This window comes from Coriobacteriaceae bacterium (assembly GCA_025993015.1).
Classification (GTDB): domain Bacteria; phylum Actinomycetota; class Coriobacteriia; order Coriobacteriales; family Coriobacteriaceae; genus Collinsella.
In genome coordinates this window covers 2,281,610-2,305,629 of the sequence record DAJPFV010000001.1, presented here as the reverse complement: position 1 = coordinate 2,305,629, position 24,020 = coordinate 2,281,610, and the positions used below count along the sequence as shown (strand labels likewise).

The window sequence follows — 24,020 nt, the reverse complement described above, 5'->3', positions numbered from 1 at the left end:
TACCTCGATAAGTATATGCGCCCACCGGTTGGGGCGGGCGCATGGGACGGTTTCTTTCGGAACTGTTAGATTGGTCGCAGCAGCTCCATGTTGTAGGAATGTGCGCGTTGCACTACGAGTGGACAACCACGCACAGGCCGACTTTGATGCAGTCGTGAAGTGCCTTGGCGTCTGCCAGGCGCAGGTTGATGCAACCGTGGCTGCCGCACCACTTGTACGACTCGGCATTATCGAAGCTCTTGTCGTTTTGCCAGGTGGCATCGTGGAAGCCGATCATGTTGCCCTCAAAAGGCATCCAGTAGCTCACCGGGCTCTCGTATTTGGGCTTACCGGTCTTGGGGTCCTTGGCTCCGATCAGGGTGCTGCCGCCGTCGTTGCTGTTGATCTGCCAGACGCCCTCGGGCGTGGCGTCCTCGCCCGGCTTGCCCGAGATAAAGTTTGCCTCCCAAACGATATTTCCGCTCTCGTCATAGTAGCGCGCGTGCTGTTCGGACAAGTCGACGTCGATATACGCCTTCCAGTCGGGCTCTCCCTTTGCGGTAAAGGTGTCGGCCTTCTGGGAGTACTTGATCTCGATTTCGCCGGTCTGCTTGTTGTTAATGGCGTCCTCGACCTGCTTGGCGAGCGAGCTGCTGTCGATGGACCAACCAAAGTCGCCGCCTTCGACGGCGCACTGCTTGCCATCGGCGCGCGTCCACCAGCGAGTGGAGCCCACGGTATTAAAGCCGTTGGCGAGTTCGGCTGCCCAGTTGCTGATCTGCGACGTATCGAGCGTTGGGTTGGCGGGATCGGCAAAGCTGATCCACTGCAATACGGAGCTGCCATCAACCTTGCCGGCATCCTCGCCGTTGAGCTTGAGGGTCACGTTGACGCCCAGGAAGTTGTTGGCGGCATCGCATGCGGCCTGAATCTGATCATCGGTCAGCGTTCCATTGAGCGGCTCATAGGCATCGTTGCCGAGCTTGGAAAGATCTACGGACTCGGCCAGCGAGGCAAGCTCGAGCTCGGCATACTTAATGACATGCTCGCGGTTGATTTTCTCGTTGGAGCGCGCCTTCTCGACGGTAAACTTGCCGGCCTGCTCGTCATAGGAGCTATTGGCCTCGAACGTGCCCGAACGGCCCTCGTTAAACTCGTCGATAGCGGCGCCCAGGTCCTCCTCAAACTTCTTTTGGTCAAAGGCGTCGGAGAGCATGGACAGGTCGACGTCTTGATCAAGATCGACTTCGTTGGAGGTAGCGGTTGTTTTGGTCTTGCCGCTTAAGGATTCCACAAGGCGGACCGGCCAAATAAAGGCTTCGTTGTGGCTGATGATTTCTTTTGCGGCAGCTTCGCCGTCGACGATGGGCTCATCGGACTCGGGCTGATAGGTCCAGCTAAAGTCATCGCCTGTCACGGTGAGCTTATAGTGCTTCCATGCCGAGTTGACCTTGGTGGCGGCAGACGAAGCGTTGGAGAAGGAGACGTCGACGCCGGCAATGGTGGTGTTGGGGTAGGCTACCTGCGAAAACGCTACGACGCCTACGATATAGACAATGACGATTAGACCCAGGATGACAAAGAGCGTCGTCTTTTTGCCCGACTTATTGTTCTCGGCGGGTTTGCGCGCGGGGCCGCGATCGCCTCGAGCGTGCGTGGGGGGCTGCTTGGGCGCATTGCCGTTTGCCTGGCGCTGCTGACGTTGTTGACGCTGCTGTCGCTGTTGGTTCGGGCGTTGGGAAGCGTTTGCCGCACCACGCTGCTGACCGTGGCTCGGCGCGATAGGACGCGGCGACTGAACGCCGCCGGTGTGCCTGCTCGGCTGCTGCGGATCGGGAATCAGTTGAGTTCGTTCGCTTTGCGACATCGTATGCATATCCTTCGATTTTCGCCTTGCGGTTCATCGTGTTTTTACTGGGCTTGCATTATAGCGATTGCCCTGCTGTTTGTGGTACGGAAACGGTGGCATTCAAAAGAGGTGGGACATTTGTCCCACCTTTGAGTCGTTCTTTGCCGCTATCCGCACACACCGCATTTTGCACAGGCCGAAAGTGCGGCCGGAGCCTGCGCGATGCCGCCCTTTGCCGTCTCGCGCAGCGTGGCCGGCAACGCGTGGCCCACTGAGAGCATGACATGTGCCATCTGGTCAAACGGCACCAGGCTCTTAATGCCTGCGAGGGCGAGTTGTGCCGAGCTAAAGGCCGCTGCCACGCCGATGGCGTTGCGGTTTTGGCAGGGCACCTCCACGAGGCCACCGACGGGGTCACAAACGAGGCCCAGCAGGTTACTCAGCGCGATGGAACTGGCGTCAAGCGCCTGCTCGGGCGTGCCGCCGAGCATCTGCACCAGCGCGGCGGCTGCCATGGCGGCGGCGCTTCCGACCTCGGCTTGGCAGCCGCCCTCGGCGCCGGCAACGCAGGCGCTTGTGGTGAGGTTGAGGCCGATGGCGGCTGCGCAGTAGAGCGCGTCCATGACTTGCTCGTCGTCGAGCTGAAGGTGATCGGCGAGCGCCAGCACGCAGCCGGGCACGACACCCGCGGATCCTGCCGTCGGAGCTGCGACGATCACGCCCATGGTGGCGGAGCGCTCGAGCACGGCCATGGCGCGGGCCACGGCTTCGGTCTGGACGGGGCCCATCAGGCTTTCACTCAAATCGTTGCAGCGGGTTGCTTCGACGAGCTTGGCCTCGCCGCCGATAAGCCCGCCGAGCGAGCGCTGCGGATTGGCGATGGGGGCCGTTGTCTCCTCGCGTATGACGTCGAGCACGCGGCGCATGGCGGCGACGGCGTGGGCCTCGCCGGTCAGACGTGCCTCGCGAACGGCCATGACGGCACCGATGCTGAGTCCCAGTTCCTCGCACGCATCGAGCAGCTGCTCGCCGTCGTCGAAGATCTCCTTTGCCGAGACGCCGGGGGAGAGCGACGAGGCAGAACCGGGGAGCTCGATAAAGGTCGCGTAATCGACATTGTCGAGCTTGCGCAGCATGGGGACGACGGTGTCGTCGGGCGCGCCGTCGGTCTCAAAGACGGAGTAGGCCTGGCCGCCCACTTCGGTGCGGTAGGTGCGGCAGAAGGCGATGTTTACGTGGGCGTAGGCGAGTAGGTTGGTGAGCGCGGCGAGTACACCGGGGACGTCCTTGTGCGCCACGAAGAGCGTGGAATACATGCCCGAGATGTCGACGCCGACGCCGTTAATGCGGCTGATGCGCATCTTGCCACCGCCCAGGCTCTCGCCGCGAACCTGGGCGGTGGCGCCCGTGTCGTCGACCATTTCGATGTCGACGGTGTTGGGGTGGATGGAGGCGTCGTCGCCTTTGATGTCAAAGTGATATTCGAGGCCCTGCTCGCGCGCGAGGTCGAAGGCCTGCTTGATGTTCTCGTCATCGGTGTCGAGGCCCAGGATGCCCGCGACGAGCGCACGATCGGTGCCGTGGCCGCGGTAGGTGTGGGCGAAGGAGTTCCACAGGCCAAAGGTGACCTTGGTGATGCGGCCTTCCAGCAGGCTGGCGGCAACTTGGGCGCAGCGCAGGGCGCCGGCGGTGTGCGATGAGCTGGGGCCGACCATGACGGGGCCCAAGATCTCGAATGCCGAGGTCGTAGCTAGTGTTTGCGGCTTGCCTGCCATGGGTGCTCCTTATCTATCCCGTCGTCCCGAGGGGCGGGGCATACTCTGTCCCGCCGTTCCGAGGGCTTTAGTATTTGGTCGCCTGCTCGGACAGTCCTGCTCGCACGGAGGCCACATTAAGTGGCCTCCGGCTCGTGCGGAACTCGCGATCGACCAAATACTAAAGCCCTCGGAACTTAGGATACATGGTTGGAGTCGCTCTGCTGCAAAATTTATCGGCCTGTGATTTATTCCATGTCCCAGGTAGGCTCATCTTCACCACCTTTAAATAAAAAAGAAGTACCGTTTGGGACCGGTACTTCTTTTGAAAGTGCATATGTTGTTATGACCTTAGCGGTTCCCAATTACAGGCCGCAGGCTGCTTTGAGTTCTTCGACTCGGTCGGTTTTCTCCCAGGTGAAGTCGGCGTCTTCTCGGCCAAAGTGACCGTAGGCTGCCGTCTTTTCGTAGATGGGGCGGCGCAGGTCTAGGTCGCGGATGATTGCGCCCGGGCGCAGGTCGAAGGTCTTCTCTACGGCCTCGACGATCTTGTCCTCGGCAACATGTGCGGTACCGAAGGTGTCGACCATGATTGAGAGGGGCTTGGAAACGCCGATGGCGTAGGCAAGCTCGACTTCGCAGCGGTCGGCCAGACCGGCGGCGACCACGTTCTTGGCGACCCAGCGCGCGGCATACGCGGCGGAGCGGTCGACCTTGGTGCAGTCCTTGCCGCTAAAGGCACCGCCGCCGTGACGGCCATAGCCGCCGTAGGTGTCGACGATGATCTTGCGGCCGGTGAGGCCCGTGTCGCCCATGGGGCCGCCCACGACAAAGCGACCGGTGGGGTTCACATAGATGTCGGTATTATCCCACGGCATGTTCTCGGCGGCCATGACCGGGGTGATGACGTGCTCGATGAGGTCGGCCTTGATCTTACCCATGTCCTCGATCTCGGCGGCGTGCTGCGTGGAGATGACGATGGTCGTGACCTCGACGGGCTTTCCGTCCTCGTAGCGCACGGTGACCTGGGTCTTGCCGTCGGGGCGCAGATAGGCGAGGGTACCGTCGTGACGCACCGTGGCCAGGCGCTCGGCCAGGCGGCTTGCCAGGTAGTGTGGCATGGGCATGAGGGTCTTGGTCTCGTTGGAGGCATAACCGAACATCATGCCCTGGTCGCCGGCACCGATCAGGTCGATCGGGTCGGTGGTAGCGCCGGTCTGGGTCTCGAAGGACTCGTCGACGCCCTGGGCGATATCGGGCGACTGCTCGTGGATGAGGCTCATAACGCCGCAGGTGTCGCAGTCAAAACCGAACTTGGCACGGTTGTAGCCAATGCGGCGGATAACGCCGCGGGCGATTTCCTGTACGTCGACATAGGCCTGAGTGCGAATCTCGCCGGCGACGATGACGGTGCCGGTGGTCACGAGGGTCTCGCAGGCGCAGCGGACGTTCTCCACGTTGGCAGGCACGCCGTTGGGGGCGATGTAGCCCTTCTCCTGCAGCTCTATTTCTTTGGCGAGGATTGCGTCGAGGACGGCGTCGCTGATCTGGTCAGCGATCTTATCGGGATGACCTTCGGTCACCGACTCCGACGTAAAAACAAAGTACCCGTGTTGGGGCGGGATGGAACGAAGTTCTTCTGACATGATAGTCCTTTCAAAAAACGTGTCCCGGCGACCGTTACCATTCCGCCAGGCTCTCTATGCAAGGGCACATCATAGCGCGTAAATCAAACATTCACACCCTTTCCGCACCGAGCCATTGGTTAGCTAATTTGGGACGGGGCTTTTTTAGCTACCCAATCCGGAGTCTTCGGAGCCTAAGACCAATCTCGATATAGGGTAGCTAAAAAAGCCCCGTCCCAAAATTAGCTACCCAATGACTGGGTCGGTGCCCTTTGTGCGGAGGTTGCTTTGATGCTTTATACTGGTGCGGTTAGACATCCATCCTGCAATCGAGGAGATTTCCATGGCATCAGACGTTCGCGTCCGCTTTGCACCCTCACCGACGGGCAAGCTGCACATTGGCGGCGCCCGCACCGCTATCTATAACTGGGCTTTCGCCCGTGCTAACGGCGGCACGTTCATCCTGCGCATCGACGACACCGACCCCACCCGCTCTACCGACGAGAACACGCAGATCATCCTGCGCGCCATGCGTTGGCTGGGCCTGGACTGGGACGAGGGTCCCGAGGTGGGCGGCGATTTTGGCCCCTACGCCCAGACCGAGCGCCTGGACCTGTACAAGCAGGCCGCCCAGAAGCTTTGGGACGAGGGCAAGGCCTATCCCTGCTTCTGCACCAAGGAGCAGCTCGACGCCGACCGCAAGGCCGCGCAGGAGCGCAAGGACCCCTTCCAGGGCTATCAGCGCCGTTGCCGCAATCTTGATCCCGAGGAGGCCCGCCGTCGCATCGAGGCCGGCGAGTCCTACGTCCTTCGCATCAAGGTGCCCGAGGACCGCGGCGACGTCGTTATCCACGATGCCGTCCACGGCGAGGTGACCTTCGATGCCAAGGAGCTCGACGACTTTGTCATCTTCCGCTCCGATGGCACGCCCACGTATAACTTTGCGACCGTCGTCGACGACGCCATGATGAAGATCACCCATATCATCCGTGGCGACGACCACCTGTCGAACACCCCGCGTCAGGTCATGGTCTACGAGGCCCTCGGCGCGCCCGTGCCTACGTTCGCCCACATCTCCATGATCCTGGGCGCCGACGGCAAGAAGCTCTCCAAGCGCCACGGCGCCACCTCGGTGGAGGAGTACCGCGACGCCGGCTACCTGTCCGACGCCTTCGTCAACTACCTGGCGTTGCTCGGCTGGTCGCTCGACGGCGAGACTACAATCATCCCGCGCGATGTTCTGGCCAGTAAGTTTTCGCTCGACCGCATCTCCAAGAACCCGGCGACCTTCGACCCCAAGAAGCTCGACTGGGTCAATGCCGAGTACATCAACGGCATGACCGATGCCCAGTTTGCCGACGAGATCATGGTCCCCGAGCTGCACGAGGCGGGCCTCATCGAGGGCAACGTCGAGTACGGCGAGGACTGGATCGACGCGCTTGCCGCTATCGTCAAGCCGCGCACTAAGATGCCGGCCGACGCCGTGACCGTCGCCGCTCCCATCTTTGCCACGGCCGAGACGCTCGAGTATGACGAGAAATCCGTCAACAAGGGCCTGGCCAAGGAGGGCATGGGTGCCATTCTGGATGCCGCCAAGGCCGCGCTCGAGGGTGTGGACGAGTGGACGGCTGCCAATATCGACGCTGCGCTTGAGCCGTTGCCCGAGCAGATGGACCTTAAGAAGCGCGTGGTGTTCCAGGCCGTGCGCGTCGCCGTTTGCGGCAACATGGTGAGCCCTCCGCTGGGCGAGACCATGGCGCTCGTCGGCCGCGACGACTGCCTGGCGCGCATCGATCGCGCCCGCACGATGGCGCTGTAATCGCTGCGCAAACGTTTGTATCCGAGCCCCGTTCACCTCGAGCGGGGCTCTTGTTTCTGTAGACGTATGGGATAGGAGGTGCTGGGGCCATGGCTGAGCAACTTTCGCTGTTTGGTTCGCCTGAACCCGAGCGGGCTCCGGTGAAGCCTGTGCCTGCCGCTGCCTCGGCTCAGCCTAAGCCTGCACCCGAACCCGTCACCGCCTATGCGAGCGTGGTCCTCGACATCCCGACGCGTGCGCTGTCCGAGCCGTTTGCTTATGGCATTCCCCGGTCCTTTGCCAACGAGGCGCAGATCGGATCCACGGTCCTGGTCCACTTTGGTAACCGTGCGGCCGCGGGCTATATCGTCGACATTGCGCCTGATCTGGGCGACCTGCAGGGCAACAACGCCCTCGAACCCGCGCGCATTAAAGCCATCGAGGCTATCCTCAGCAAACCGCTCTTTACCGCCGAGGCTGCCCGCATCGCGCGCTGGATGAGCCGTGAGTATGTTGCGACGCTTACCGAGTGCCTGCGCCTGTTCTTGCCCCCGGGCGGCAGCCCGCGTGTGGTCAAGGGCGACGACGGCGTGTGGGCCGTTGAGCGCCCCGCCGTCAAACCCATCCAAAACCGCTGGGTCATGCTCACGCCCGAGGGCTTCGACTATACGCCGCCCAAGACCGCGGTCCGCCAGCGTCAGCTCATCGAGGCGCTCCAGTGCGGCCCGGTCACGACGCGCGACCTCAACCTTCTCTATAACAGCATGTCGGCGACCATCAAGTCGCTCGAAAGGCGCGGCGTCGTGGTGGTGGAGGAGCGCCGTGCTTGGCGTGGCTGCAGCGAGCAGACCACGCTGTCCTCGGCAAGCGGCAAGGCGCCGGTCTCCCTTACCAACGGCCAGCAACAGGCACTCGCGCAGATTGAGCGCGCCCGTCTGGACGCTCATGGCGACGTGGTGCTGGTCGACGGCGTCACCGGCTCCGGCAAAACCGAGGTCTACCTCTCCGCCATTGAGCGCGTACTCGCAGCCGGCCGCTCAGCCTGCGTGCTTGTGCCCGAGATCTCGCTGACGGCCCAGACCGTCGGCCGTTTCCGCTCGCGCTTTGGCGAAACGGTTGCGGTCTTCCACTCGCGCCTTTCGGCCGGTGAACGCTTGGACCAATGGGATATGGTCGCCAGCGGTGCCGCGCGCGTGGTCGTGGGCGCCCGCTCGGCGCTCTTTTGCCCGCTCAGCGACTTGGGCCTTATCATCATCGACGAGGAGCACGAGACCAGTTACAAGCAGGGTTCCAGCCCGCGCTACTATGCGCGCGAAGTGGCGGCCGAGATGGCGCGTCGCTATCGCTGCCCGCTCGTGCTGGGCTCGGCCACGCCTTCTGCCGAGGCCCTCGATCGCTGCCGCCGCGGCACGTATAACGGTGTCACCTGGACGCGCGTCGAGATGCCCGAGCGCCCGGGACACGCCGTGCTGCCGACTGTCCTCATTGCCGACCTGCGCCGCGAGTTCTCGCATGGCAGCCGCTCCATGTTCTCTAAACCGCTGATGGAAGGCCTGGAGCGTGTGGTCGAGCGCCGCGAAAAGGCCGTGCTGCTGCATAACCGCCGTGGCTTTGCGCCGTTCTTGATGTGCCGCGAGTGCGGATGCGTCCCCACCTGCAATCACTGCTCCACCGCGCTTACGTATCACGAGCGCACGCACACGCTTCAATGTCACACCTGCGGTTCGTCTTGGCGCGTGCAGCCGTATCCTGCGCGCACGAGTCGCTGCCCCAAGTGCGGCAGCCGTTACCTGGCAAAAATGGGTCTGGGCACTCAGCAGATCGAGGACGCACTGCACCAGTTGCTTCCCGAGGACGTCGCCATTATTCGCATGGATGCCGATTCCACGCGCGGCAAGGATGCACACAAAAAGCTGCTCGAGCAGTTCGATGCCGCCGATTGCGCCGTGTTGCTGGGCACCCAAATGATCGCAAAGGGTCTCGACTTTCCCGAGGTCACGCTCGTAGGCGTGGTCAATGCCGACTTCGCCCTCAAGCTGCCCGACTTTCGCGCAGGGGAGCGCGCCTACGACCTGCTGGAACAGGTGGCGGGCCGTGCCGGTCGCGGCGATCGCCCCGGTGAGGTCATCATCCAGACCTATCTGCCCGAGGACCCGGTCATTCGCGCCGTCGCCGAGCACGACCGTTCGATCTTTACCGACTACGACCTGGACCAGCGTCGCGACGCGCTGTATCCGCCGTTTGTTCGCCTGGTCAACATCTTGGTGTGGTCGGCGAACCGAGACGAAGCGCAAGACTACATCGGTCGCATCGCGAAACTCCTCAAGCGCCGCTGGCATGTCGCCGCTCCCGACTTTTTGAGGGCGGGGAGTGCTGCGCCGCAGGTGCTGGGCCCTGCTTCGTGTGTAATCGAGAGAGCCAAGGACCGTTATCGCTATCACCTGCTTGTGAAGTCGCCCGTGGGGTACCATGTCTCTGATGATATCGACGCCTGCCTCAAAGAGGTGGGCTCTGTGCGCGGCGTGAGCGTGAGCGTTGACGTCGATGCTTATGATTTGATGTAACAACCCGAAAGGATGGCCATGGAAGCCAACGGAATCGTACTTTCGCCCGACCCTCGTCTGCGTCAGGAGTGCGCCGTCATCGAGGAGATTACCCCGGCGATCGAGGCGCTTGCCGAGAAGATGAAGAAGATGATGTTCGAGAACGGCGGCTGCGGCTTGGCCGCCCCGCAGATTGGCGAGCTCATTCAGCTTGTCACTATCGACTGCGACTACAGCGACAAGAACGACTATGACCCGTACGTGCTCATCAACCCTGTCATTGTTGAGCAGAGCGACCATTTGGTGCCGTTTAGCGAGGGCTGCCTGTCCATCCCCGGCATTAGCTGCGAGATTGAGCGCCCCGACCACGTTGTCGTCGAGGCGTATGACCTGGACGCCAACCTGATTCGCTATGAGGCCTCGGGCGACCTGTTCTGCGTGTGCCTGCAGCACGAGATCGATCACCTGCACGGCAACACCATGTTCGAGCGACTCAAGCCGATGCAGAGGCTCAAGGCCGTCAAGGAGTACCAGGACGCCCTGGCCCGCGGCGCTCGACCGGGCGAGACGGAGTAGGTTTGTCCGTCCCCGGGGTGCCCGCCTATATCTTCCCGTGCTCAAACATTCTCGCTGCGCTGCGAAACTGCGCGCGGGACGAGATGTGGGCGCTCAGCACCGGGGACTGCGTTGTTCTGGCTCGGTTCGCCCGGGTGCCGTCGGGCCAGGGATGGGCGTCTTCGCTGATAGGTGCTTTGCTGAAAGAGCTGCTTTTATTGCGGCTCTTTCTTTGGTTTTGGGTATATTTGTTCTTGTTGAATTGTTATTGCGGATGGGCTGGTGACTCGGCTTTTCGCTGTTAATTTGTAGCCGTCTCGGCTTTGGTTGAGGGGAGACGTTCTTTATGCGTATTGTTTTTATGGGTACGCCTGATTTTGCTGTGCCTTCGCTGGTTTCGCTTGTTGAGGCTGGCAATGAGATTGCGCTTGTTGTTACTCGTCCTGATGCTGTTCGTGGGCGTGGTAAGAAGCTTGAGCCGTCTCCTGTTAAGGCTAAAGCGCTTGAGCTTGGTCTGCCCGTTGTTGAGGCTAATCGTATGACGCCTGAGGTTGTTGAGGCTCTCCAAGCTGCGCAAGCCGATATCTTCTGTGTGGCTGCTTATGGCTGCATTTTGCCTGATGACGTGCTGCATATGGCGCCGCTTGGTATTGTGAATGTTCATGCGTCCTTGCTGCCTCGTTGGCGTGGGGCTGCTCCTATTCAGCGTGCGATTCTCGCTGGTGATGAGGTTGCTGGCGTTTCTATTATGCGTATTGGACATGGCGTTGATACCGGCGCTTATTGTGCCCAGGCGTCTACGTCTGTTGCCGGTAAGCATGCCGAGGCGCTCACGATGGAGCTTGGTGAGCTTGGCGGCAAACTGCTTGCCGATACGCTTCCCTCTCTTGCCGATGGCACCGCCGTGTGGACTGAACAGGATGAGGCGCTCGTTACCCATGCTGCCAAGATTTCCAAGCTGGAGATGCGTCTGGATCCGCAGATGGCTGCGCTCGATTGCGTGCGTCATGTGCTCGCTTCGTCCGATACCGCGCCTGCCCGATGCGTGATTGCCGGCAAGACCGTGCGCGTGCTCGATGCTGCACCGGCCGATGTCTCGCTTGGCGAGGGCGCTGTTGACGTTAAGAACAAGCGTGTTTACCTGGGTCTTTCCGATGGCTCGGTTGAGTTGCTCGAGGTTAAGCCCGATGGTAAGCGTGCTATGGCCGCTTCTGCTTGGGCTGCTGGCCTGCAGGGCGCCGATCTTATCTGGGGTGTTTTGTCATGAGCAAGCTGTCTCCCGCGCGCAAACTTGCGCTCGATGTGCTCATGGAGGCCGATCGCCGCGGTATGTATGCGCGCGACGTGCTGTCCTCTCGCGCATCTGCCAAGGCTATTGACCAGCGCGATTCCGCTTTTGCCGCTCGTTTGGCACTGGGCGTTGCGGCTACCCAGGGTATTTTGGACGAGCTGCTCGATCAGTTTCTTGATAAGCCTAAAAAGGTTGCGCCGCGTGTTCGCATGGCGCTTCGTATCTCGGCCTTCGAGATGCTCTATCTACATACGCCTGGCCGCGTCGCCGTAAGTCAGGGTGTTGAGCTGGTTCGCTGCGGCGCTAAGTCCGCCGCTGGCTTGGCCAATGCCGTGCTGCATAAGGTTGCGGACAATGTTGAGGACTTTGCCACGGCGTCCGATGTAGATGAGTCTGAGCGACGCCTGGTTCGTCTGTCGCGCCTGATGGGCCTGCCGCGCTGGCTGTGCGCTCGTATTATGGCGTCGTTTGACACGCCAGAGGGTGCGCTTAACTTTGCCGGCAATCTGGCCCCCGCGCCGCTGGCCCTGCATGAGAACGCCTTTGCGACCAAGCTCGATCCGTATATCTCGCAGCTCGTCGCGCCTGTCTTTCCGGGCTGTCATGCCCCGGTTGATGCGCAGGTTACCGTTGCTTCGGGTGTGTTTGAGCGTGCTGCCGCGGTGGCATCTGATCTCAACGCGCAGCTTATCGCCACAGCTGCCACGCGCCCTGGAAGCTGCCTTGAGATTGGTGCCGGTCGTGGCACCAAGACCTATGTGATGATGAGCCAGGCCAAGCGTGCGGGCTATGAGCGTCAGCATACGGCGCTCGATCTGCATGATCGCAAGTGCGATCTGAATCTCGCTCGCCTGCATAAGGCCGGTATTCAGGGCGTTCGTACGGTTTCGGGTGATGCCTGCGAGCTTGATGAGGTGCTCACATCGTTTGATGCCATGCTTGGCAAGCCGGTTAAGTTCGACACGGTCTTTATCGATGCACCGTGCTCTGGCACCGGAACTATGCGTCGTCATCCCGAGATCCCGTGGCGCCTGACCGAGCGTGACGTCACGTGCGAGCTGCCCAAGCTGCAGCTGACGATGCTCAAAGAGGCTGCTGCGCGCGTAGCTGCCGGCGGCGAGCTCATCTATGCGACGTGCTCGGTCTTCGACGAGGAGAACACGCAGGTGGTGGATGCTTTCCTTGCTTCTCCCGAGGGTGCCGGCTTTAGCGTGGCACCGCTTTCCGAGGCACAGATTCTGCAACTCCCCGAGTTCGATCAGGCCAAGAAGCTCGTTTCCGTACGCCAGAACGACCGAGGACTTTTCCAAAGCGTGCCGGTTAACGCGGATTCCTACGACGGTCACTTCTGCGCCAGGCTGGTCCGCAAGTAACGACTAAGTTGCGGTGAAATAGGGATTGAATAGCGGCTTCTGCCCGCCAAACAGTCCTTATTTCACCGCAACTCATAGTGATGCCTGGGTAGCTAAAGAAACGGCCCCGCGATCGATGTTGATCGCGGGGCCGTGTTGTTTCTAGTGGTTATGCGGGCAGTTGGCGCAGCAGCCGCTCGTGGCGTTGGTGCTGGAGCCGCCGCTTCGCTGGTCGGTGTTGTAGAAACCGCTACCCTCAAATTTAATGCCGCTGGCCGAGAACGTCTTGGCCGCCGGGGCACCGCAGCTCGGGCACACGACCTCGGGAGTCTCGGACATGGGATGCTCAACCTCAAACACGTTGCCGCAGCTCGAGCACTTGTAATCGTAGCGCGCCATAATACTTCCTTTTCAGCACAAAGCGGGCAGATTACTCTGCCCGCAAAAATTCAAACGTCTGTAACTGTACCCTATATCGGGCGTTTTATCACGCTTCGCCCCAGAATCTATGCGTGTTGCGCAGGAGCTGTGCGGTTTTGTCCTCAGCGGCCGCAACGTCGGCCTCGTCAGCCTGCCAGGTCCAGTTGCCCGTGGCCACGCCCGGTACGTTCATGCGCGCGTCGTCGCCCAGCCCCAGGACATCCTGCAGCGGCATCATCACCAGGGGAGCGTCGCTTGCCAGCGCGTCGCTCATCAGCTTGGCCGCCACCTCAACACCGCTTGGTTCGTCGCCGCCCGCAAAGGAGCGCGTGCACCAACCGGCCAGCGTCGACGTATCGTGCGTCGAGGTGTACAGAATCTTGCCGGGCGTGGGATGCACACCGCAACGAACGTCGTAATCGCTAAACTCCAGCACTTCCATGCCGGGGAAGCCGCAGGTCGAGGCCATGGCGCGAACACCGGGCGTCAAATAGCCCAGGTCCTCGGCGATAAAGTTGAGCGGACCCAGCTCGTCGTAGGCGGTCTGGAACAGGTCCTTGCCCGGGCCCGCCAGCCAGCGACCGTCGGCGCAAGCCTTGCCCGCGGGGATACTAAAGTAGCTGTGGAATCCCAGGAAGTGATCCAGACGCACGCGGTCGTAGAGCGAAAACGCACGACGCAGGCGATCCATCCACCAGCTATAGCCGTTCTGCTTCATGTGGTCCCAGCGAAACGTCGGGTTGCCCCACACCTGGCCCTCGGGCGCAAAGTTGTCGGGCGGCGCACCGGAAATCTCAATCGCCTTGCCGGTATCGGACAGCCAGAAGTTCTCGGGCTCGCTCCACGCGTCTGCCGAATCGTCGGACACGTACATAGGAATATCGCCGATAACCTCGATGCCCTTCTTGTGCGCATAGTTCATGAGCTCGCACCAAGCCAGGTCAAAGCGGTACTGCATGTACGCCTGAAGCTCGGCCTCGTCGTGGAAGCGCTTGTCGTCGATCAGGTGCTCGTTGTAGCGTGCAACATCTGCCGGCCAATCGTGGCGCGATTCGCCCTCAAAGTACTTCTTAACCGCCATATAGACGCAGTACTTCTCGAGCCAATCGGCATTGCGATGCTTAAACGCGGTATACAGCGGATCGGCATCTTCGCCGCCGCGGGTCTTCCAGGTCTCAAAGTCGGCGGCCAGCTCCTTGTGGCTCTCGGGCAGCAGGTCGATATTGCCAGCAAAAGCCGAGGGCCCGGCATAGGGGGAGCGGAAGAAGTCCGTCGGGTTGACAGGCAGAACCTGCCAGTAGCGCATGCCCATAGCGGCCAGATGGTCGATAAAACGACGCGTGGGCGCGCCAATCGTGCCGGGCTTGCCGTCGTCGGTGGGCACCGATGTGATATGGCACACAACGCCCGCGCCGTGGTCGAGCGGCTCTTGCAGACGCTGCTCGGCGTGGTGATAGATGATCGACGACCCCAGCGGATACAGATCGAGTGTGACGGTGCCATTGTGAATCTCGCACTCGTGACCGCTAATCACATCGCTCGCACATTCGTCGAGCGCCGGAATCGTCACGCGGTGTGAATTGCGCAGGCTGCGGTTGATGATAACCGTCGCGGCCTCACCGTCTTTACCGGTGCGCGTGTAGGCGAGTACCTCGTCGTTGAGCGCGAAGGCCTTGATATCGCCGTCAACCATAAACGGCAGCGCGCGGCGCACGGCCGAGGCATTTTTAAGGATGGCGAGCGTATCGAAGTCGTGCAGGTCTTCCTTCAAAGGCAGCGTGCGGCGATTGCCCGGATCGGTCAAGCCCTCAAGGCCGTACTCATCGCCATAGTAAATCGAAGGCACGCCAGGGAACGTCATCTGCATGAGCGTTGCAAGCCAAAAACGGCTCTTGGCCAGGCCCATCGAGTTCTCGTCCAGGCGCCATTTGCTGCGCTCGCACTCGGGCAGCTGTGACTCGTCGGGGCCGCCGCCGAGCACCGAGATGATGCGCGGACGGTCGTGGCTCGAAAGCAGATTGAGCGCGCAGGACAGGGCCTCGCGCGGATAATTCTCACGCAGGGTTTCGATATCCTCGGCTGCCTGGTAGGCGTTCTTGTAGCCCATCAAAAAGCCGATGACCATGTCGCGGAAGGGGTAATCCATGGCCGAGTCCAGCTCGGAGCCTTGTAGATAGCGACGCAGATGGCCGTAGCTGATCTTGTTGGAGGCGTCTTCCCAGACTTCGCCGAGCAACAGCGCATCGGGCTTTTCGGCAAGTACTGCTTTCTTGATCTCGGTCAGGAAATCGTCCGAAAGCTCGTCGGCCACGTCAAGGCGCCAGCCATGGGCGCCAGCGCGCAGCCATTTACGGATCACACCGTCCTTGCCCAGGAGCCGCTCGCGTACCAGCTCGGAGCTCTCATTGATGGCGGGCATGTTACCCACGCCCCACCAGCAGTCGTACGAGCCGTCCTCGTGGAAATAAAACGCATCGCGCCACGGCGAATCCTCGCTCTGCCACGCGCCCACGCCGGGGTAGTTGCCATAGCGGTTGAAATAGATGGAGTCGTCACCCGTGTGGTTAAAGACGCCGTCCAGAATGATGGAAATTCCCAGCTTCTCGGCCGCCTGACACAGTTCGGTAAAGTCCTGCTCGGTGCCCAGGATCGGATCGATCTTGGTGTAATCGGCGGTGTCGTAGCGGTGGTTGCTCGCGGCTTCAAAAATGGGGTTGAGGTAGATGGCTGTAAAGCCCAGCTCGGCGATGCGAGGCAGGTCTTCTTGGATGCCCTTGAGCGATCCGCCGTAGAAGTCCCAGGTCTTGATGGAGCCGTCCTCGGCGCGCTCGTACACAGGCGGCTCGTTCCAGTCCTCGACCATCCGGCGCTGGATTCCGTTGCGCGGTTTTTCGACCTCGGCCAGCGTGCGCTCGCGCCAGTGCTCGTCGCGGGCATAGCGATCGGGGAAGATCTGGTAGACCATACCGCGCTCGTACCACTCGGGTCGAACTTCGCGGTGTTTGTAGACGGTGACCTGGAATGACGGCACCTCGGCGTAATCGTAGGTTATGCCTTCGCCGCCGGTGCGGCCCTGCGGTGCGCCCAGGCGAACCTCGGGCTGGCCCTCGATATTGCAGATAAAGCTGTACCAGATAAGACAGGGCTCGGCGCACTCCAGCTCGACGGTAAAGATGCCGTCGCCCTCGTGCGTCATGGGATACCGAGACTCACCGATCTCATCGACCCAGGTGCGCAGCGTAAGCGTTGCCTGGTTGGGGTCGGCATCCTCCAAAATCACCGAGAGGGAAACGGAAGTTCCAGTGGTCACAGCGCCAAACGGAGTGCGAAACTGCGGCAGACGGCTGTTGTGTATCAATCTCATAGTACGGTCCAGTTCAATAGAATCACGGCCTGCGGGCCATGGGCTTTACGCACAGGATGTAAGTATATCTGTTGTACACAGGCTGTATAAACAACATCCGTTTACCATCGGCGAACGGTTGTCCTAGAAAATCGTTTTACCAACTATCAACAGAGAAGGGGCGCCCGGTTGGAGCGCCCCTTACATAGGGTTTGATTAGGTTTTGGATCGTCTGTGGGCTAGCGGCGCTTGCGGGTGGCCGTGGCCTTGCGGACGGACGTCTTCTTGGACGGAGCCTTTTTCTCTGCCGGAGCGGCGGGGGAGACCGGGCTCTCCTTGGCGGGCTCGGTCTTTGCAGTAGCCTTCGGAGCGGTCTTGACCTCAGCGGCCTTCGGTGCCGGCTCGGCCTTTACTGCGGGCTTGTCCTCGGCCGTAGCCTCTGCCTTGGGAGCAGCGGCCTTGGTCGTGGCCTTTTTGGCCGTCGTCGTAGCGCGCTTGCGCGTGGTGGTCTTGGCGGCCGGCTTTGCCTCGGCCTTGGGCTCGGCACCCGCCTCCTCGACCTTGACGGCGGGCTTTGCGGCAGCCTTCGTAGTGGTCTTCGTAGCAGCCTTCGTCGCAGCGGCCTTGGTCGTTGTCGACTTCGTAGCCGTGGCCTTCTTGGCGGTCGTGGTCTTGGTCGTGGTCGTCTTCTTGGCAGCGGTCTTTACCGGAGCCTTGGCGGCCGGCTTGGCATCAGCGACCTCGGCCTTTACCTCGGGAGCAGCCTCGGCTTCTGCGGCCTTCTTGGCAGCGGCGGTCGTGCGCTTGCGCGTGGTCGTTGCCTTGGCAGCAGTCGTCTTTGCTGCGGCGGTCTTGGTGGCGGCAGTCTTGGTTGTCGTAGCCTTCTTGGCCGTCGTCTTGCGAGTCGTGGTCTTCTTAGCTGCGGGCTTTGCAGCGGGCTTGACCTCGGTCTCTGCCTCAGGAGCAACCTCAGCCTTCACCTCAGGCTCGGCCTTTGCGGGCTCAGCCTCAACCGGCTTCTCCTCGGCCTTGGGCTCCTCAACGGTCACCGGCTCAGCTGCAGCCTCAGGCTCGTCGACAACAGCCGCCGGCCTCTCAATCTCCGGATGCATAAAGAAGTACAGGTCCAGATACTTATCGGCCGAGCGCGTCCAGCTAAAGTCCTGGCTCATGGCCTGCGTGACCAGCTGGTTCCAGGCGTCGCGGTTATCCCAGAACAGACGCGCCGCGCGGAATACCGCGTCGCCCATCTCGTCGCCGTTAAAGTTACTAAACGAGAAGCCCGTGCCCTCGCCGGTAAACTCGTTATACGGGATTACAGTGTCCTTCAGACCACCGGTCTCGCGCACGATGGGCAGCGTGCCGTAACGCATGGCGATGATCTGCGACAGGCCGCAGGGCTCAAACTTCGACGGCATCAGGAACATGTCGGCGGCGGCGTACATGCGCTGCGACAGCGCAGGATCGAACTCGATGCGTGCGGCCATGGTGCCGGGGTACTTGTCCTGGAAGTAGCGCAGGCCGTCCTCGTAGTCGCGGTCGCCGGTGCCCAGCACCGCCACCTGCACGCCGCCGGAAAGGATGCGGTCGAGCGCATACATGACCAGGTCCATGCCCTTCTGGCGCGTCAGGCGCGTGACCATCACCATGAGCGGGCGGTCGTCGCGAACCTCGAGGCCCAGCTCCTCCTGCAGCTTGGTCTTGCACACGGCCTTGCCGGAACGGTCCTCCACGGTGTAGTTGGCGGCAATGCGCTTGTCGGTCGCCGGGTCAAAGCCCGCAACGTCGATGCCATTCAAAATGCCCTGCAGCGCGTACGAACGCTCGCGCAGCACGCCGTCCAGGCCCTCGCCATATTCGGGCGTCTGGATCTCGTTGGCATAGGTGGGGCTCACCGTGGTAATGGCGTCGGCATAGCGCAGGGCGCCCAGCATGTAGTTGATGCTGCAGGCGTCGCAACGCAGCTGCGAGGCGGCCGCCGGAATATGTGCCACACCCAAGATGTCCTCCATCACGGTGTCGCTAAACTGGCCCTGGAACGCCACGTTGTGAATCGAGAACACGGTCTTGACGCGGTCGTACAGCGGCAGGCCCTGGTAGAACTCGCGCAGGAACACGGGCGCCAGTGCCGTCTGCCAGTCGTTGCAGTGCAGAATATCGCACTCAAAGCCGGCCGGCAGGTGCTGCAGGCTCTCGGTGATGGCCTTGGAGAAGAACGCGAAACGCTCGCCGTCGTCAAAGAAGCCGTACGGATAGTCGCGCGCAAAGTAGCGCTCGTTATCGATAAACATATAGGTGACGCCGTCGCGCTCGAGCTTCTCGAGTCCGCAGTACTCGTTGCGCCAGCCCAGGCTCACGTAAAAGTCGGAGAAGTGCTCCATCTGCGCCTTGTACTCGTCCTTGATGGTGGCGTACTTGGGCACCATCACGATGACTTCGGCACCGGCGCGAACGAGCGCCGCAGGCAGCGAGCCCGCCACGTCACCCAGGCCACCGGTCTTAACAAACGGTGCGCACTCGGCCGAGGCAAACACGATCTGCATCTTTTTGCTGGAATCAGCCATATTGTCTCCCATGTTGTAATTCGAGAATAGCCGCCTGGCGCTAACCGGGCGGCTATTCTACCGTTTACGTGCTATTTTGCGACGCCAATGTTAACGAACGATGGTGGTATCGGAAGTTAACGGAGCCTTGCCCAGCACCAGGATGTTCTCGGGCGTGCCGCGAAGCTCGGTGTTGACGGGCACCACGTTGTTCTTGTCCAGGATGGCGTTCTCAACGCGGGCACCGCTCTTGATGATGCAGCTCTGGTTGATGATCGAGTTGGTCACCGAAGCGCCTTCCTCGACCACGACGCCGCGCGACAGGATCGAGTTGCGCACGGTGCCCTTGATGATGCAGCCGGCCGAGATGATCGAGTTGCACGCGTGGCTGCCGGTCGCATAGCGCGAAGGCGGCACGTCGTGAGCCTTGGTCAGGATCGGGCGCTCGGGGTCAAAGAGCTGGTCGGCCACGGTCTGGTCGAGCAGGTCCATGCTGCGGCGATACAGCGACTTCTCGCTAAACACGCCCACGACCTCGCCCTTGTACTCGTAGCTGCACACGTCGATGTTGCCAAAGTCGCCCTGGAGTGCCTCGAGCAGGTCCAGATAGTCGGCGGCCTGGTAGTGGTCGATGATCTCGAGCAGCGTCTCGCGGTTGACGATGCAGCAGTCCATAGAGGCGTTGTCGCCATACACGACGCCGGCGCTCACGCCCGTCAGGCGGCCGTTCTCGTTGATCTGCAGCTTGGTCTCGTCATCGACATTGCGCGTGGCCTTGCAGTACACCACGGTCATCTGGGCGCCGGAGTTCTCGTGCGCCTCGATGATGGTGTTGAGGTCCATGTTAAAGATGATGTTGGTGCCCATCATCACAACATAGGGTTTGTCCGAGCGCTGGAACAGCGTCTTGTTGGAGATGATGTCGCGCAGCAGGAAGCGCATGCCGCCCTTGGTGGTGCCATACGCGTTGCCGGGCACCATGAACAGGCCGCCCTTCTTACGGTCCAGGCCCCAGTCCTTGCCCGAGCCCACGTGGTCGATCAGCGAGCGGTAGTTGCCCGGCATGACGACGCCGACGGTCTTGATGCCGGCGTTCATCATGTTGGACAGCGGAAAGTCGATCAGGCGGTAGCGGCCCAAAAACGGGACGGACGCGATGGGGCGATCCTTGAGCAGCACGCTGCCGTAGGTCGAAGAGTAGTTAGCGGTGATGTAACCGATGGCCTTGCGATTGATCATCGGATCATTCCCCCTTCCCGATAACGACGTCATTTCCAACGACGGCCGTATCCTTGGTGGTATCGACAGAGCCGAGCTTCACGCCCTCTTCGACCGTGGAGTTCTCGCCCAAAATTGCGCGGCAGATGTGCGCGCCGCTCTTAACGTGCGCACCCGGCAGCAACACGGAGTCCTCGACTACGGCGCGCTCCTCGATGATGACATCGGTCGAAAGGATCGAGTGGCGAGCGGTGCCGTAGATCTTGCAGCCGTTGGAGACCAGGCAGTCGTCCAGGCGGCCGTCGGGACCAATATAGTGCGGCGGACGCGTGGTGATGTTGGACATGATGGGGAAGTGCTTGTCGAACAGGTCGAACTCGGGGTTGTTGCCCAGCAGGTCCATCGAGGTCTCGTGGAAGCTGGCGATGGTGCCGACGTCCTTCCAGAAGCCGTGGAACTCGTAGCTGTACAGACGCTTTTCCTCGCCGAGCAGCTTGGGGATGATGTCCTTGCCAAAGTCGTGGCTCGAACGCTGGTCCAGAGCGTCCTCCTCGAGGGCCTCGATCAGAACGTCGGCCGAGAAGATGTAGATGCCCATGGAAGCGAGGTTCGAATCGGGCTTCTCGGGCTTCTCGGTAAACTTGGTGATGCGGCCGTCCTCGGGGTCGGTGGTCAGGATGCCAAAGCGGCTGGCCTCCTCCCACGGCACGGGCATAACGCTCACCGTAAGATCGGCGTTGTTCTCAATGTGCGTCTTGAGCATCTTGCGGTAGTCCATGCGATACAGGTGGTCGCCCGAAAGAATCAGGACGTACTTGGGGTCGTTGGCCTTGATATAGTCGAGGTTCTGCGTAATGGCGTCGGCCGTGCCCGCATACCAGGCGCCGCCGGTCTGCGTCTCGTACGGCGGCAGGATCGACACGCCGCCGTCGCGGCTGTCCAGATCCCAAGCCTCGCCGGAGCCCACATAGGCATGCAGCAGGTAGGGGCGATACTGCGTCAGAACGCCCACCGTGTCGATGCCCGAGTTGGAGCAGTTGGACAGCGAAAAGTCGATAATGCGGAACTTGCCACCAAAGCTAACCGCCGGCTTAGCGATCTTTTGGGTGAGTGCCCCCAATCGGCTGCCCTGTCCTCCTGCGAGGAGCATCGCGATGCATTCTTTCTTACTCATCGATTTCTCCTTCTGTCATCGATGTTTCTAAACCCATTAGCGACGGGCGCGGCGCTCGGTCGCGCCCGTCGAGTAATGCCGTGCTGGCAAAGGGAGCTCGCGCGCTTATGCGTGCCAGATCTCGTCGCGGTACTCGCGAATGGTGCGGTCGCTCGAGAACCAGCCGCTCGAGGCGGTGTTGAGCAGCGCCTTGCGGTTCCAGGTCTCCTGGTCGCCGTAGCTGCCCGTGAGCTTCTCCCACGCATCCACATAGCTGCGGAAATCGGCCATGACCAGGTCGGGGTCGTTGTTGTTCATGAGCTCGTTGTAGATGCTCTCGAAGTTGCCCGAAAGACCCGCAAAGGTGTTGTCCTTGAGCTCGTCCATCACGCGGCCCAGACGCTCGCGGTCGCCGTTGAGGGTATCCCACGCAAAGTAGCTGTTGGATGCCCAGAGCTGCTCGACCTCGGGAGCGGTCAGGCCAAAGATGGCCTCGTTTTCGCGGCCAGCCAGGTCGGCGATCTCGATGTTGGCGCCGTCGAGGGTGCCCAGCGTAATGGCGCCGTTCATCATGAGCTTCATGTTGGACGTGCCCGAGGCCTCTTTGCCGGCTGTGGAGATCTGCTCCGAGATCTCGGCGGCGGGGTAGATGAGCTGGGCGTTGCTCACGCGGAAGTTGGGGATAAAGCAGACCTTCATGACCTCGTTGACGCGCGGGTCGTTGTTGATAACGTCGGCCACGGAGTTAATGAGGCGGATGGTCTCCTTGGCGAAGGTGTAGCTCGAGGCCGCCTTGCCGCTAAAGATGAAGGTCGTCGGCGTCACATGGAAGTTGGGATCGGCGATGCGACGGTTGTAGATGTCCATCACCTTCATGATGTTCATGAGCTGGCGCTTGTAGGCGTGGAAACGCTTAACCTGAACATCGAAGACGGTGTTGGGGTCAATGACCAGACCGGTCTCGGCCTTTACGTAGGCAGCCAGACGCTCCTTGTTGGCGCGCTTGGAGGCGCCCACGGCCTTGAGGAACTCGGTGTCGTTCTGGAACTCCTTGAGCTTCTCCAGCTCAAAGGCGTCCTTGAGCCAGCCGTCGCCAATGGCCTCGGTGACCAGCTTGGCGTAGGTGGGGTTGGCCTCGGCAAAGAAGCGACGGTGCGAGATGCCGTTGGTCTTGTTGTTGAACTTCTCGGGCGTGAGGGCGTAGAAGTCCTTAAGCACGATGTTCTTGATGATGTCGGAGTGAATCTTGGCCACGCCGTTGACGCTGTGGCTGCAGATCACGGACAGGTTGGCCATGCGAATCTCGCCGTCCCATAGGATGGCGGTCTGGCGCAGGCGCTCCTGCCAGCCTTCCTGCGTGGTGTCGAACGACTCGTGCCAGCGGCGGCTGATCTCGTCGATGATCTGGTACACGCGGGGGAGGAGCTTGGAGAACGTGCCGATGGGCCACTTCTCCAGAGCCTCGGGAAGGATGGTGTGGTTGGTGTAGCTCACGACCTGCGTCACGATGTTCCAGGCGTCGTCCCACTCGAGCTTCTTCTCATCGATAAGGATGCGCATGAGCTCGGGGCCGCACATGGCGGGGTGCGTGTCGTTGGTGTGGATGGCGACGAACTGCGGCAGCAGCTCCCAGTTCTCGCCGTGCTCCTTCTCAAAGGTATCGAGCAGGCTGTAGATGCCGGCCGACACAAACAGGTACTCCTGCTTTAGGCGCAGCAGACGGCCGTGCTCGCCGGCGTCGTTGGGGTAGAGGATGGCGCTGATGGCCTCGGCCTCGGCGCGCTCGGCGTCGGCCAGGGCGTAGTCGCCGCGGTTGAAGGCCTCCAGGTCAAAGTGCTCCTCGACCGGCTCTGCGGCCCATACGCGCAGCTTGTTGACCGTCTCGCCGGCATAGCCCACCACGGGGATGTCATAGGGAACGGCCAGGATGTCCTGCGTGTCCACCGTGCGGTAGAACGTGCGGCCGTCCTCCTCAAAGCCCTCAACGTGGCCACCAAACTTAATGGTCACGGCCTTGTCCTGACGACGGACCTCCCAGGGATAGCCGTGGGTGAGCCACTCGTCGGTGGCCTCGACCTGGCTGCCGTTGACGATCTCCTGCTTAAATAGGCCGTAGCGGTAGCGCATGCCGTTGCCGTAGCCGGCAATGCCCTCGGCTGCCATGGAATCCAGGAAGCACGCGGCCAGACGGCCCAGGCCACCGTTGCCCAGCGCCGGATCGGGCTCCTGGTTCTCGATGACGGACAGGTCAAAGCCCATGTCGTCGAGCGCCTCGGCGACCATGTCGCGCACGCCAAAGTTGAGCAGATAGTTATCGAGCAGGCGACCGATCAAAAACTCGATCGAGAAGTAGTACACGCGCTTCTTGCCCTCGGCGGTGGCACGGGCGTCGCTCTTGGTGGCAACGGTGCGGGCCTTTTCGGCCACGAGCTTGGCCAGGGCGTTAAAGCGGTCGAGGTCGCTGGCGGCCTCGACGCTCTTGCCGCTGATGCTCATGACGGCATCGCGATAGAGCTCGGTAAACTCCTGCTTGTTGTCGAAGATCTTATTCATACGTTCCTTTCCCCCGGGGATATCTCCCGGAACGGTTATGACTT

The 24,020-nt window shown here is 61.4% G+C and carries 14 protein-coding genes; 5 read left to right on the top strand and 9 right to left on the bottom strand.

The window, feature by feature from the left end; all coding sequences use genetic code 11:
• Window positions 1-112: 112 nt before the first annotated feature.
• The 3 genes from OIL77_10115 to metK all read right to left on the bottom strand — a co-directional run bounded on the left by OIL77_10115 (window position 113) and on the right by metK (window position 5,228).
• Window positions 113-1,846, bottom strand: coding sequence for a L,D-transpeptidase (locus OIL77_10115; GenBank protein HJI45751.1), 1,734 nt, complete (start codon window positions 1,844-1,846; stop codon window positions 113-115).
• Window positions 1,847-1,995: 149 nt separating this feature from the next.
• A complete protein-coding gene (gene sdaAA, locus OIL77_10110; protein ID HJI45750.1) occupies window positions 1,996-3,603 on the bottom strand; it encodes an L-serine ammonia-lyase, iron-sulfur-dependent, subunit alpha in 1,608 nt (535 codons plus the stop codon).
• 344 nt (window positions 3,604-3,947) lie between these two features.
• Entirely contained in the window at window positions 3,948-5,228 is a 1,281-nt protein-coding gene (gene metK / locus OIL77_10105; protein HJI45749.1) for a methionine adenosyltransferase, read from the bottom strand.
• A gap of 322 nt (window positions 5,229-5,550) precedes the next feature.
• On the opposite strand from metK, the gene gltX reads away from it, so the two are divergent.
• The 5 genes from gltX (at window position 5,551) to OIL77_10080 (ending at window position 12,767) form a co-directional block, all read left to right on the top strand.
• Window positions 5,551-7,026 carry a glutamate--tRNA ligase gene (gltX, locus tag OIL77_10100; GenBank protein HJI45748.1) on the top strand — a complete coding sequence of 492 codons (1,476 nt, stop codon included), beginning with the start codon at window positions 5,551-5,553 and terminating at the stop codon, window positions 7,024-7,026.
• An 89-nt stretch (window positions 7,027-7,115) separates the two neighbouring features.
• Window positions 7,116-9,569, top strand: a complete 2,454-nt coding sequence (gene priA / locus OIL77_10095) for a primosomal protein N' (protein ID HJI45747.1) — start codon at window positions 7,116-7,118, stop codon at window positions 9,567-9,569.
• Between the two features lie 18 nt (window positions 9,570-9,587).
• Window positions 9,588-10,124, top strand: coding sequence for a peptide deformylase (gene def, locus OIL77_10090; GenBank protein ID HJI45746.1), 537 nt, complete (start codon window positions 9,588-9,590; stop codon window positions 10,122-10,124).
• Between the two features lie 325 nt (window positions 10,125-10,449).
• Window positions 10,450-11,370, top strand: a complete 921-nt coding sequence (gene fmt / locus OIL77_10085) for a methionyl-tRNA formyltransferase (protein ID HJI45745.1) — start codon at window positions 10,450-10,452, stop codon at window positions 11,368-11,370.
• Entirely contained in the window at window positions 11,367-12,767 is a 1,401-nt protein-coding gene (locus OIL77_10080; GenBank protein HJI45744.1) for a hypothetical protein, read from the top strand. The genes fmt and OIL77_10080 overlap by 4 nt, the downstream gene beginning before the upstream one ends.
• 141 nt (window positions 12,768-12,908) lie before the next feature.
• Here the strand turns inward: OIL77_10080 and OIL77_10075 are convergent, their stop codons facing one another.
• The 6 genes from OIL77_10075 to OIL77_10050 form a co-directional block, all read right to left on the bottom strand.
• Entirely contained in the window at window positions 12,909-13,145 is a 237-nt protein-coding gene (locus tag OIL77_10075) for an FmdB family transcriptional regulator (protein ID HJI45743.1), read from the bottom strand.
• Window positions 13,146-13,233: 88 nt separating this feature from the next.
• Window positions 13,234-16,530, bottom strand: a complete 3,297-nt coding sequence (locus tag OIL77_10070) for a 4-alpha-glucanotransferase (GenBank protein ID HJI45742.1) — start codon at window positions 16,528-16,530, stop codon at window positions 13,234-13,236.
• Window positions 16,531-16,748: 218 nt separating this feature from the next.
• Window positions 16,749-19,073 carry a glycogen synthase GlgA gene (glgA, locus tag OIL77_10065; protein HJI45741.1) on the bottom strand — a complete coding sequence of 775 codons (2,325 nt, stop codon included), beginning with the start codon at window positions 19,071-19,073 and terminating at the stop codon, window positions 16,749-16,751.
• Window positions 19,074-19,163: 90 nt separating this feature from the next.
• The gene (gene glgD / locus OIL77_10060; protein ID HJI45740.1) at window positions 19,164-20,291 is read right to left on the bottom strand and encodes a glucose-1-phosphate adenylyltransferase subunit GlgD; all 1,128 of its coding nucleotides are present in this window, start codon (window positions 20,289-20,291) and stop codon (window positions 19,164-19,166) included.
• Window positions 20,292-20,295: 4 nt separating this feature from the next.
• Window positions 20,296-21,444: a glucose-1-phosphate adenylyltransferase gene (locus tag OIL77_10055; GenBank protein ID HJI45739.1), complete on the bottom strand. Its 1,149-nt coding sequence runs from the start codon at window positions 21,442-21,444 to the stop codon at window positions 20,296-20,298.
• Between the two features lie 105 nt (window positions 21,445-21,549).
• Window positions 21,550-23,976: a glycogen/starch/alpha-glucan phosphorylase gene (locus OIL77_10050; protein HJI45738.1), complete on the bottom strand. Its 2,427-nt coding sequence runs from the start codon at window positions 23,974-23,976 to the stop codon at window positions 21,550-21,552.
• Window positions 23,977-24,020: the final 44 nt, after the last annotated feature.